The sequence below is a fragment of the Candidatus Eisenbacteria bacterium genome, from assembly GCA_005893305.1.
GTDB lineage: Bacteria > Eisenbacteria > RBG-16-71-46 > SZUA-252 > SZUA-252 > WS-9.
The window spans coordinates 79547-91625 of record VBOZ01000014.1; the positions used below are offsets into that span (position 1 = coordinate 79547).

At 67.5% G+C, this 12079-nt stretch carries 8 protein-coding genes and 1 pseudogene (1 of these 9 only partly in view); 2 read left to right on the top strand and 7 right to left on the bottom strand.

Annotated features, from left to right (window positions below; genetic code table 11):
- The first annotated feature begins 23 nt into the window (after nt 1-23).
- Nucleotides 24-1130 carry a PQQ-dependent sugar dehydrogenase gene (locus E6K79_05545; GenBank protein ID TMQ65265.1) on the top strand — a complete coding sequence of 369 codons (1107 nt, stop codon included), beginning with the start codon at nt 24-26 and terminating at the stop codon, nt 1128-1130.
- Here E6K79_05545 and E6K79_05550 read toward each other — a convergent pair.
- From E6K79_05550 to E6K79_05570, 5 genes are all read right to left on the bottom strand, one after another.
- Nucleotides 1127-1609: an N-acetyltransferase family protein gene (locus tag E6K79_05550; protein ID TMQ65266.1), complete on the bottom strand. Its 483-nt coding sequence runs from the start codon at nt 1607-1609 to the stop codon at nt 1127-1129. The two genes, E6K79_05545 and E6K79_05550, sit on opposite strands and share 4 nt — an antisense overlap.
- 53 nt (nt 1610-1662) lie before the next feature.
- Nucleotides 1663-3669, bottom strand: a complete 2007-nt coding sequence (locus tag E6K79_05555) for a hypothetical protein (GenBank protein TMQ65229.1) — start codon at nt 3667-3669, stop codon at nt 1663-1665.
- A gap of 128 nt (nt 3670-3797) precedes the next feature.
- Nucleotides 3798-6494, bottom strand: a complete 2697-nt coding sequence (locus tag E6K79_05560; protein ID TMQ65230.1) for a hypothetical protein — start codon at nt 6492-6494, stop codon at nt 3798-3800.
- 110 nt (nt 6495-6604) lie between these two features.
- Nucleotides 6605-7978 (bottom strand): hypothetical protein, encoded by a 1374-nt coding sequence (locus E6K79_05565; GenBank protein ID TMQ65231.1) that lies wholly within the window; start codon nt 7976-7978, stop codon nt 6605-6607.
- Nucleotides 7975-8592: a GNAT family N-acetyltransferase gene (locus E6K79_05570; protein TMQ65232.1), complete on the bottom strand. Its 618-nt coding sequence runs from the start codon at nt 8590-8592 to the stop codon at nt 7975-7977. The genes E6K79_05565 and E6K79_05570 overlap by 4 nt, the downstream gene beginning before the upstream one ends.
- A gap of 10 nt (nt 8593-8602) precedes the next feature.
- On the opposite strand from E6K79_05570, the gene E6K79_05575 reads away from it, so the two are divergent.
- Nucleotides 8603-10039, top strand: coding sequence for an OmpA family protein (locus E6K79_05575; protein ID TMQ65233.1), 1437 nt, complete (start codon nt 8603-8605; stop codon nt 10037-10039).
- A gap of 261 nt (nt 10040-10300) precedes the next feature.
- Here E6K79_05575 and E6K79_05580 read toward each other — a convergent pair whose 3' ends face one another.
- A complete protein-coding gene (locus E6K79_05580; protein TMQ65234.1) occupies nt 10301-11494 on the bottom strand; it encodes a tetratricopeptide repeat protein in 1194 nt (397 codons plus the stop codon).
- Nucleotides 11463-12079, bottom strand: a pseudogene (locus tag E6K79_05585) (hypothetical protein) (it continues 466 nt past the right edge of the window). Before E6K79_05585 ends, E6K79_05580 begins: the two are co-directional and overlap by 32 nt.

A 12079-nucleotide genomic window follows, 5' to 3' on the forward strand; every position in this document is an offset into this window, starting at 1 on the left:
CCAACCAATCGAGCCCCGCGACGATGCGACCTCCGGCCGCCCCGTCGGGATACATGGCCATGCGGGTGGCGGATGGCCTCTCGCAGCCGCTCGACCTCACGGCGCCGCCCGACGATACCGCGCGGATCTTCATCGTCGAGAAGACGGGAACGATTCGAATTTTGAAGGGGGGTCAGATCCTACCGCGCGCCTTCCTCGATCTCTCGAGCATCGTCAGCAACGGGGGCGAGCAGGGCCTCCTCGGCCTCGCCTTTCATCCCCAGTACGCGTCGAACGGGAAGTTCTACGTCTACTACACGGACAAACCGGGCGGGAACATCCACGTGGTGGAGTACGTGGTGTCGTCCAACCCGGACAGCGCCTCCGCGACGAGCCGCGAGATTCTGTTCGTCGACCACTCGCGGTACTCGAATCACAACGGCGGCCAGGTCGCGTTCGGACCCGACGGCTACCTCTACATCGGCCTGGGCGACGGCGGCAGCGGCGGCGACCCGAACGGGAACGGCCAGAACCTGAACGCGCTCCTCGGCAAGATGCTCAGGATCGACGTGAATTCGGGATCCCCGTACTCGATCCCCGCGGGGAATCCGTTCCTGGGGCAGACTGGGAAGCGCGGCGAGATCTGGTCGTACGGGCTACGAAATCCTTGGCGATTCTGCTTTGACCGCGCGAACGGCGACATGGTCATCGCGGACGTGGGTCAGGATCGCTGGGAAGAACTGGACTACGAGCCGGCGGGCATGGGCGGGCGGAACTACGGCTGGAGTCGGATGGAGGGGAGGCACTGCTATCCGCCGGGGACGACTTGTAACCAGACCGGCCTCGTTCTTCCGGTCGCCGAGTACGATCACCAAGCTGGCTGCTCGGTCACGGGCGGGTACGTCTACCGGGGCAGGCTCCATCCGGAGCTCGCCGGTACCTACTTCTACGGCGACTACTGCACCGGCCTCATACGCAGCTTCCGCATCGTGAACGGGAACGCGGTCGAAGAGAAGGACTGGACGCGGGCCATTCGCACCGAGGCGGGCGGCGCCATGCAGGGTCTCTCGTCGTTCGGCCTCGACGCCTCGGGCGAGCTCTACCTGGTTCTCCTGGACGGCGAGATCTACAAGCTGGTGAAGAGGCCCTAGGGCCCGTCGCCGACGGCGCCGCTCCTCCGCTCCAGCAGCAGAACGTCGCGCCACACCCCGTTCATCTTCCCGATCCGCTCGCGCCGTCCCACGTCGCGAAATCCGCACCGGCGGTGGAGCGCCAAGCTCGCTGCGTTCTCGGGAAAGATTCCCGCCTGAAGTGTCCAAATCCCCGCGCGCTCGGAGGACTCGATGAGCGCCTCCAGGAGGGCGCGGCCCACTCCCCGCCCTTTGGCCTCCTCCGCGACGTAGACGCTCAGATCCCCCACGCCTGCGTAAACGCACCGTCCCGACACCGGCGTGAGGGCCGCCCATCCGAGAACGCGGCCGGTTCCCTCCCGCGCGGCCAGCCGCGGCTCCGCCAGGTGGGCCTTGTCCCATGTCTCCCAGGACGGGGCGTCGGTCTCGAACGTCGCGTTCCCCGTCGCGATCCCCTGGAGGTAGATCGCCCGCACGTCCTCCCAGTCGGAGGCGCGCATCGGACCCACGGCGAACCCCGTGGCGCCGTCCGCGGAGCGTCCGGCGCGCACCGTCACCGTTCGGCCTCGAGCGCGGCGCGGGCGGCTTCGAGCATCGGCCCGGTGGAGAGCGGCGCGCCGGTCGCGGCGCGCATCCACGCGTCGGGGGTGAGACGTCCCAGCCGGGTCATCCGCTCGACCTCTTCCCCGAACACCCCCGTCTTGAGCCGGGGCGCGACCTGGAAGGCAACGATCTGGCCGATCGCGTAGTCGGGGAGATAGAGCGCCGCCTGGATCAGATGGGAGTAGATCGCGAGCAGCTCGACGTCGCGCTCTCCGAAGATCGGGGCGTACCACCGGTTCCATACGTCGCGGGCGATCGAGACTACCGCCTCGCGCAGCTCGGCCGCCGACGCGGTCGGGTGCGCGTACATCCAGTTCCAGACCTTCATGTCGACGAGGCTCACGCCGCCAATCTCGTAGGTCGCCCAGAGCGACTGGAGGGCCTCGTTCCGGCGCGCCGCCTCGCCCTCGGGCGGGAAGCCCAACACCTCCAGGTCGCGGGACTGGAATACGAACGCGAACGCCTCGGTGAAGGCCGTGTTCGGCACACCGTTCAACGCCCAGTGGTCGATGCCACAGAGCGAGAAGACCTGCTCGACGTTGTGCCCCAGCTCGTGCATCGCGATGTTGAACGACTTGTAGGACATCCCGCCGTGGGCCCGCGTCCTGAGATGCGCCTTGTCCTCGCGCCGTGCCGCTCCCAGCGCGTGTCCCGCGCCGCGCGCCGCGTCGACCACGATCCGGTCGGCGAGCCACGCCGCGCGCTCCTTCGCGAAGCCGAGCGACCGCAACAGTTCGGGGAGCGCCTCCTGGAACGCCGCGACGGTCGGGTAGCGCGCGCGGACCACGCGATCGAGCTCCTCTTCGCTCCGCGCGCCGCGCGGCATGAATCCGGAGTACCAGATGTCGAACGCCTCGAGAGGACGGCCGAGCCGCAGCGCGATCCGCTTGGCCAGGGCCGCGACCTCGGGAGACTCGAGGACCGACCGGATCAGCGCCTCCACTTCCGCCTCCGGAATCTGACGATCCAGCTCGAAGCGCCGACGGATGAACGTGGGCGCGGCCGGAGCGAACGGATCGGCCGACCGGACGGACCGAAACACCTCGAGCAGGTGCATGTAGCGCGTGTCGGGCTCCCGCGCGCTCTTCCCGCTCCCGTTCGGCTCGATCTCGTTGGTCTCGGGGCACCACCGAACTTCGGGGTCGTCCCGGACGGCGCCGGGGATCTCCTGACGCACGATCCGCCGCATGACCTGGTAGATCATCCGCTGCTTCCGGAGCCCGTCCGCTCCTTCGTCGTAGCGCGACTTGAGCTCGTCGCGGAGCCCCCAATGGGAGATCAGCCGGAGTCCGCTCGCAAACGGTCCCGTTCCGTCCGGTGCGCGGAGGCGGTCCATTCGGATGTTGTACTCGGCGATGTAGTAGTCGGCGGCCTGGATCGCCCGGGCGATGCCCTGGAGCACCGGTGCGGGCACGCGCTCGGCGAAGCGGTCCATCATCCGGGACCGGGCCCAGGCATCCCGGTCCCAGGTCGGGCCCTGGTTCAGCCGCTCTTCAAGCGTGTGCACCGGGAAATTCAGGAGCGCCAGGAACGCGACCTTGGCGCGGTAGAGGTCTTCGTCCACGTGGGCCCACAGGTCGACGTCTTGGAGGAGAAAGTCGACGCGGCTCACGGGCCCCAGGTCGAGATCGACGGGCCGGTGGAGCTCCCTCCGGACCTCGTGGAGGTGCCCGTCCACCTGCTCGAGCGCCTCCTCGAGGCGGGCGAAGCACTTCGCCCGCTCGGCTTCATCGGGGACGTACTGCTCGACGCAGAACGATTCGAACGCCGCTTCCTCGCCGTCCGAGTCCCACCACCGCTCGGCCACCTGGCGGACGCCGCGTTGGATCGCGGGAGCGTGCCCGACGCCGTGCCGCTCGATCAACTTCGACGCGGCTTGCTTCAGAGCGCTCGGCCGGATCGCGGACGCCGGCCGGGGGGTGAGTGCGGGCTCGGCCGCGGGAGTCTTTGCTTTCATCTCGCCTCTCGAGTTGTCGAGGCCTGAACCACGAGGTTCAAGGGAAGAATTTCAACCCTACCACAGATGACGGGAGAGTGGCCTGGAGATGCGGGCGAGGCTAGAGCGGCGGGGGGAGGCGGGCGAGGCTAGAGTGGGAGCCAGTACGTCGCTTTGACCGCGATCATGTTCTCGGGCTCGATGCGGAAGAGGCCGTGCCAGTCGCGGGAGAGCTCGAAGTTGCCGAACGACTCCTCCCCTTCGCGGCTCTGCTGCCAGACGAGGAAGAGCGCGGAGCCGGGCCGGTATTCCCAGCGCAATACCGCGTTTCCGCGCAGGGAGCGGAAGTTGAAATTGGGATCGTCGACGTGGAACGTGGGCGCGGGGCCGCCCGCGTCCGGGTCCACCCGGAAGCCGCCCGTCGAGTCGGGCTGGACCGTTCCCCGGTGGCCCCCGTAGACGTCGAATTCGTACGTGCGCGCGGCGCGCAATTCCTTGAGCCGCTCGTATCCCCCGCTCACGATCAGGGGTTGCATGTAGAGCTGAAGGCTCAGCTTGGGAGAAAACGTCCAGTCGAGGCGCGTGTCGAGCGAGAGCTGGGTCTGGTGGAGCGACGCGAAGACGTAGCGCGACCCGTAGGTCGCGGTGGCCAGGGGGTCGGAGACGGTCTCCACGTATTGGGCGTTGTCGTGCAGATCCTTGATTCCGGGCTCGAACAGGAGACGGAGTGCGGAGGTGGGGCGGATCGAGAGCGAGCCGGAGAGCTGGGCGAGATGCCCTCCCGCCTCGTCCCACGATTCGACGCCGCTGAGGCTGAGCGTGTACATCTTCCGCGAGTCGCTGGTAACCGTCGAGCGTATCGTGCCGCCCGCGGGCAGGCGTGACAGAGGACCGCCGCGGGTCAGGCGGTCGTCGAAGCTGCCGGGGTAGTACTCGCCGCGCAAGGACGCGTACCAATAGTTGACCAAGGTCCCCTGGACTTGCCCAGCGTACTCCTGATAGGTCAGGTCGCCGTCGTAGTTCCAGGACCAGTTCGAGAAGACGTAGGAGTTCCAGTCTCGAACCACCGTTCCCGGCTTGTTCTCCTTGTACATGGCGAGGGTCGAGAGCGCGCGGCAGTCGGCCGCGTTCTGAAACCCCACGTCGTTGATCTCGAACCCCGGGCTCCAATCCTGGTAGGTCAGGGATCCCTGCCCGTGCTTTCCGGCGATCTTGTTGAGGGAGAGCAGGCCCGAGTAGCCGCTCAGGCTGGTGCGGGTCGGGTCGTAGTGAAGCGTCTTCGCGTCGGGGCGCTGGAAGTATCGCGAGCTCTTCCGCTGCGTCGCCGCGATGACGTCCTGGCTCGCCAGCACCGTGCTCCCGAGCAGCATCGCGTCGAGCGACCAGCTGCGCCGGCCCCAATAGTGGTTCAGGTCGAGGCCGCCGGCATACGCGCTCGAGCGAAGGAAATCCTTGAGCGCCGGGTCTCGGAGGTCGCGATTCACGGCCGTCGCCAGACCGCCCACGACGGTGTTGCCCTGGCGATAATCCCGGCGCATCCGCCCCACGAAGTAGTTCGTGAGCGGCTCGACGGGGGTCCGATGCTCCACGCCCGACGTGTCGACGTAGCTCGCCCGCTCGACGGGCGTCACCGCGTCGAGAATCCCCATCGTCCAGCCGCTCGAGGTCTTACCGGTCACCTTCGCCGCCGTGGTGATCGTGGTCCGTCCCGGCGAATCGACGTAGAGGTATCCGCTGTCCGAAAGGCTCCGCTGGGGCGGCCGTCCGATCCGCCGCGCGTGGAACGGGATCGTCTGGTTGAAGTTGTTGTAGCTCCGGGTCTCGCCGAAGTTGAAGACATCGGCCCCCTCGATGAAGAAGGGGCGTCGCTCCGGGAAGAACGTCTCGAACGCAGACAGGTTGACCACGGCCGGGTCGACCTCGACCTCGCCGAAGTCGGGGTTCACGGTCGCGTTGAGCGTCATGTTGCTCGTCACGCCGTACTTGAGATCGACGCCGGCGGCGGGAAACTGGTCGGTGCCGTCCCGGAACGGATTCCCGCTCGGGACCTGCTTGAACTCGGAGCGGACGCGGCCGTAGGGCAGGAGCTCCACGTGCCGAGGCGCACTGAGGCGTCCGAGGCCCGTCAGATGTCCATAGCGGCTGACGTCCGCGGCTTCCTTGAGCGGCGTGAATGAGAACTCCGAAAGTTCCTGCTTCCGGTTGATCCATCGGCGGATCTGCACGCCCCAGACGGCGTCGTTCGAGCCGCTGTAGTGGAGCTGGGAGAGCGGGATCTCCATCTCGACCGTCCAGCCCAGCGAGTCGATCGAGGTCTGGGCATTCCAGACCGGATCCCACGATGTGTCCTGGTTGCCGGTGGCCGCGATCGTCGCGTCGTCGAACGATCCGGAGGGACCGACGCGGAACGCCACGCCGGTCGAGTGATCGTGATGCGGATCGAGCAGCACCGCCAGATAGTCCGAATCCGACGAGCTGTTCACGTCGTCCCTGCGCACGAGCCTCGACCGGATCTTCGACGGCTCGCTGTCGTAGAGGCGCGCCCCGATATAGAGAGCGTCCTCGGCGATCAAAGCCCGAACCTCGGTCCGCTCGGTCGCCGGCGCTCCCTCCTTGGGCTGCCGCTGGGTGAATCGATCGACCGGGGTCGCGGCCTGCCAGGCCGCCTCGTCGAGATGTCCGTCGACGTGCACGCTCCCCGCGAGCGGGACGGCGTGGAGGACCGGCGCGTCCGAATGGGGCCGGACGGGCAGCACAGCCGCGGAATCAGCGGTCTGCGACCGCGCGACGCCGGTCAGGAGAAGCATGGGGGCGACCACGAGCCAGACGGGTGCGACCGAGCGCATCAGGGTTCCGTTCCTAGGATGGAGTGGCTAAGCCAAATCGTCCGGGTAGCGATACCCAGACCTACGCCCGGACCGGGGCGATGGTTTCGTCCCGATGGGCCGACGAACCGTCAGATGGTTTTGGGGGGGCTTTGGTTGGAACGGGGGCGCGGCTCGGACGCGCCTTTGTGGGTTGCCGGCGCTTCCTCCTCGACGACCCACCGCACGGAATTGGAGCACGGGCAGACCCCGCCGACCCGCTTCAGCGCGGGCATCTTCTTCATCGCCTGGTCGACGGTCACGCGGCCGGCCGCGACGTCGCGGAGCGTCTCGACGTAGCCCTTCATGTCGCGGCTGTGGAGGTAGGGCTCAGGAAGGTGCGCCTTCAGATGCCGCACGTAGTCATCGACCGAGGCGAACCCCTCGCCCCGCGTGCCCACCATGGTGAAGGCCGGCTCCCCTTTGCGCCGGAAGAAGCGCGCATCGGGAAGCTCGATGAGATCTTCGTACGAGACGCCGTCGTGGCGCCCGCGGTCGTCGAGGAGCCGCGCGGCGATCCGCTCGGCTTCCTCGGGGCTCAGCTTCGGAAGCCGCGCCCTGAGGTAGCGTTGGTTCAGGTCCGCCACCATCTTCCGGCATTCCTCGTAGTAGAGGGATTGGGCTTCCGCATTCTTCATGTTCTTGAAGCCGAACCGGATATTCGACTCGCCGCCCTTCTCGTGGCCGAACATCTCGAGACCCCGCGGCATCCACTTGTTGAAGGATCGGCCGATCGCGGCCATCGTGACCAGCTCGTTCCCCTGCGCGGCGCGCTGCACCCAGCGCCGTAGCGGGATCACGCCCGCGGCCAGGTGGAAGGCCTCCTCGCGCAGCATCGGCGGCATGGATTGCGCGAACGGCTTGTAGGCGCAGACTCGCTGCATGGCGAGCTGGTACTTCCCGACGCGATCGATCACGGCCGCGAAGACGACGTTGTCCACGAAGGAATCGTACTCGAGGTTGAAGGCGTCGAGCACGTGGGAGCCCGTCCGCATCGACAGGATCTCCTCGACCATCTCTTCCGCCTTCTGACCGGACACGCCGCTCCAATCCTGGGAGACCAGGAGATGGAACATCTGATACCCGTGCCGCAGCTCCTCGGCCATGACGCGCAGCACCCAGAATCGGTCCTCGTCGTCCTGGGCGCGGGCGAGCGTTCCCTCGTGCTGCTGGATGGAGCCGAACTCGGTCGACGCCTGCGCGCGGATGATGGCGAGCAGGTGCCGGGCCGGCTCCTCGCCCATCTCCGAGGGCCTCGTCATGCGCGCCTGCCCCGCCCTGTCCCCGATCTCGATCGTGTCGCCCATGCCCACTTCCATCTTGGCGCAGAGGCAGAAGTCGGGATCGTTGGGGAAGTATTTCTCCCAGTTATCGGGAAGAAGCCCATAGTCCGGGAAATTGTGGCGCTGCCAGTGGAGAACGGCGTCGTGGAATCGCTTGGGGAGTACGGTTTGCTCGACGTTCACTTGGAGCTCCTCGCGGGCGGCGGCTCGGCCGGGATCTTCATCTCGAGAGCCTGGAGGGCCGCGTTCTCGAATCCGACCGCGCGGAGGAAGGAGGCGAGGTCGGAGTCCTTCTTGTCGACGAGGGTTCGGATCATCTTCACGCCGTGGCCCGCCATCTGAGCTTGCACCGCTTCGAACAGCCTCCGTCCGATCGAGCGTCCCTGGAAGTCGGGGTCGACGCCGAACCGCTCGATCCAGCCCGTCGTCTCCTCGAGCCCAAATTCCCCGCCGCGGACGTCCGAGAACATGAAACCGACGACCGTTCCGCCGATCTCGGCGACGGGGCAGGAATCGGGGTCCCGCCGAAGATAGTACCCCACGCGCCGCTCCCATACCTCGGGCCGGTAGACCCCTGTGAGCCGCTCGTCAATAGCGACGACACGCGAGATGTCGAGCTCGCTCAGGGGCCGGATCCGGATCTCTTGGGCCGTGGAAGCCACGTGATCAGAATACCATCGGGGATCGCCGGCAGCGAGGGTTTCGGCTTGTGCCCCGCTCTGGGTTCGGTGTAGTTTGCGGCCGACCCAGGGACGGGCTCTTACCAAGAGCGCGGCCGCGCTATTGGCTCTGTCCAGGAGGACTCACGTGCGCTCTGCCACCCGCACCATTCTGTTAGCGGCGTCGTTCGTGCTCATGCTGCCCGTCGTCGCGCTCGCCGATACGTCGGCGGGCTGGCTCGCTCCCGGCGGCGGCGCCGTGTGGCCCCCCGCCGAGTACGGCACCGACGATCCTCTCGGCACGTTCGGCGGCATCGCCGGTCTCCGCATGACCCCAGCATGGGCCCTGGAGGTGCGGCTCCACTCCGCGAAGGGCGACAGCGCCAAAATCGGCGGTGCGCACACGTCGTTTCTCCGAGGGGATGGGAACCTCACGAAGTTCTTCCTGACCGAGTCGCGGTTCTCGCCCTACCTCACGGCCGGAGCCGGAGCGGTCCGCATCCGCCGCCCCGGGACCTCCGACAAGCACTTCGCCTGGAATGCCGGCGCCGGCGTTCGCATCACGGTGTCCGAGCGCATATCCCTCCGGTTGGACGCGCGCGACGTGAGCTATCAGGTTGCCGACCTTTCCGGCGCGAAGGAGTACCGCCACGCGCCCGAGGGATTCGGCGGCATCTCCTTCGGCTTCGGCGGAAGGCCGTCCGATGAGGACAATGACGGCGTGCCGAATAAGTTCGACAAGTGTGCCGCCACGCCCCTCGGCGCCCGCGTCGACGCGACCGGATGCCCGCTGGACGGCGACGGGGACGGCGTCTTCGACGGAATCGACCGCTGCGACGGGACGCCCAAGGGCGCCCTCGTTGACGCGACCGGCTGCCCGCTGGACAGCGACAAGGACGGGGCGTTCGACGGAATCGACACCTGCCCCGACACGCCCGCCGGAGTGCGGGTCGACGCGACGGGATGCCCGATGGATTCGGATGGGGACGGCGTCTACGACGGCCCCGACCAGTGCGAGAACACGCCGAAGGGCTGCACCGTGAACCCGAACGGCTGCCCGACCGATTCCGATCAGGACGGTGTCTGCGACGGCATCGACAAGTGCCCGGACACCCAAACGAACGTCCGCGTGGATATGACCGGCTGCCCCATCCAGGTGAGCGTCCGCGAGACGGAGCTGATCGAGACCGGGATGATCCGGCTCCAGGACATCAATTTCGACACCGGCAGGGCGACGATCAAGGACGACTCGTTCAAGATCCTCGACGATGTCGGAAACATCCTGATCCGTTGGCCGCAGCTTCGCATTGAGATCGGCGGGCACACCGACGCGCGCGGCAGCGACGCCACGAACCAGAAGCTGAGCGAGGCGCGCGCCAAGGCAGTGCTCGATTACCTGGTCCAGAAGTTCCCCGAGCTGATTCCGAACCAGTTCACCACGGTCGGATACGGCGAGCGTCAGCCGATCTCGACCAATCGGACGCAGCTCGGCATGGCCAAGAACCGGCGAGTCGAGTTCAAGGTGTTGAACACGGAAGCGCTGAAGAAGCAGACCGAGAAGCAGCAGTTCGTTCCCAAGGAATAGGCCCCGGCGGGTCGGGCAGGGCAATGGCGGGGAAGGGCCTCTTCCTGGCCGGTGTGGGGTTGGTCGCCGTCGAGCCGCGAGGCGAGGCGCGGCCTTCCCCCACTGCGCTCGGGATGGACGCGCTAAAGATCGGAAATTGGGCGGTCGATAGGTTCCGTTAGGCGACTTCGCGCCCAGTGAGACGCGGAGGGCGTGCCTCGCCAAGGATGGCGGGGATGTGTGCAGGGGCCGCAGCAATGCGGCCCCGATTTGTTTCGGGCGCTACTCCGGCAGCGGCCACCGGAATTCGCGGCGATACGTCTCGATCCGGCGGCGGACCCCCGAAAGGAACGGCTCCCACCGGGGATCGCCGTGGAGCGGCCCGAAGAGCTCGTCCTTCCTATACTTCGTGAGCGCGTCGTTCCCCAGCTCCACCGCCCGGTCGAGGAACCGGAACGCCTTGTCCCGGTCCCCCAGGTGTCCCCAGAGCGCCGCCGCGTCGGACGCGAAGTCCATGTCGATCATGCCGTGTGCCTCGATGTGAGGCAGGTCGCTCATCGCCGCCGCCACGTCGCCCGCGCGGAGCCGCGCGAAAGCGCGATCGAAATAGGCCGACCCGGTGACCTCCTCAGGGTCCACGCGCGTCTTGTAGTGCTCCACGGCTTCGGCGTACTTCCGCTGCTCCACCAGCAGGGCCCCTTCGAAATAGCCCAGCTGCGGGTGATTCGAGAGACGGCGTCGCACGCGCTCCAGTTCCCCTTCCGCCCCGGCGACGTTTCCTCGAAGGAGGTGAATCCGAGCCGCGCCCCACGACGCCCAGGGCAGATTGGGATCGAGATCCTGGGCGTGCCTCTCGGCGCTCATCGCCTCGTCCATCATGTCGCAAAGGCGGAAGACGTAGGCGAAGTAGTGGTAGACGAGCGGCTGGTTCGGCGTTTTTCGGCGGGCCCGGAGAAGCTCCTGAAACGCCTCTCGCTTTCTGCCGAACACGACGTGGAGCGCGGCGGTCGCGAAGGAAGCCTGGGCGTCCTCCGGGTCGAGCGAGCGCGCTCTTTGGATCGCCTCCTCCGCCTTGGCGTACCAGGCCGGGTCGGACTCGTATCCGCTGTCGACCATCCCCTGGTAGACGCTGCCCAAATGCGACCAGGCCCGCGCGTAGCCGGGCTCCACCATCACCGCCCGCTCGAATTCCCGGCTCGCGCGGAGAAATCCCTCCTTTGTCCCCGCACGCTGTGCCTCCAGTCCGCGCAGCAACAGCTCGTAGGCCTCGGGCGAGGGCGTGAACTTCTTGGGCTCCGGGCCGCGGCTCTTCCGCGATTCTTCCGCCGAGAGCCGCGCCGTCATCGCCTCGGCGATCCCGTGCGCCACCTGGTCCTGGACCTCGAAGATGTCCTCGAAGCGCAGGTCCACCTTGCCCGCCCAAAGGGCCCGGCCGCTCGGCGTTTCAACGAGTCGCGCCGTGGCGCGGAAAAGCATCGAGGACCGCGGTGACGTCGAGCTCCTGTCCGACGCGCCGCGGCTCGACCGGCGTGTTCTCGTAGACCGCGATCGATCCGGTGGAGCGCACGACGAGGTCCGGCGAGTTCATCAGCCGCGTGATGACCGCGTCCGCGAGGCCGACGCCGAGGTAGTTGAGGTCGGGATTGCCTCCGATGTTCTTGAACGGAAGCACCGCGATGGCGCGCGGTCCCTTCCCTTCCCCGGAGGGGGCCGCGGCGGGACCGCACCCGCACTCGAGCGTGTCGAGGTCGATGTCGAGGTCGCGGGCGGATGCATGGCGGCGCTCCGGATCCTTCGTGAGCACCTTCGCGAGCACGAAGTCGAAATCCGCGGTGATCGCGGGGTTCACCTTGCTCGGCGGCTCCGGGGTCTCGTGGAGGATCCGGTGCATCGTCTCGACGTTGGATTCGGCCGCGAACGGGTGCTTCCCGGTCAGGAGCTCGTAGAGGATCGTCCCGAGCGAGAAGAGATCGCTGGGCGGGCCGGCGGGCCGGCCGAGCACCTGCTCGGGCGACATGTAGGGCGCCGTTCCCATCACGGTGCCCGGGATCGTGGCGGTCC

Excerpts from the sequence above, each read along its gene's own strand:
- E6K79_05545 (TMQ65265.1), top strand. The coding sequence starts at position 24 with ATGCGACCTCCGGCCGCCCCGTCGGGATACATGGCCATGCGGGTGGCG.
- E6K79_05550 (TMQ65266.1), bottom strand. The coding sequence starts at position 1,609 with ATGCGCGCCTCCGACTGGGAGGACGTGCGGGCGATCTACCTCCAGGGG.
- E6K79_05555 (TMQ65229.1), bottom strand. The coding sequence starts at position 3,669 with ATGAAAGCAAAGACTCCCGCGGCCGAGCCCGCACTCACCCCCCGGCCG.
- E6K79_05560 (TMQ65230.1), bottom strand. The coding sequence starts at position 6,494 with ATGCGCTCGGTCGCACCCGTCTGGCTCGTGGTCGCCCCCATGCTTCTC.
- E6K79_05580 (TMQ65234.1), bottom strand. The coding sequence starts at position 11,494 with ATGCTTTTCCGCGCCACGGCGCGACTCGTTGAAACGCCGAGCGGCCGG.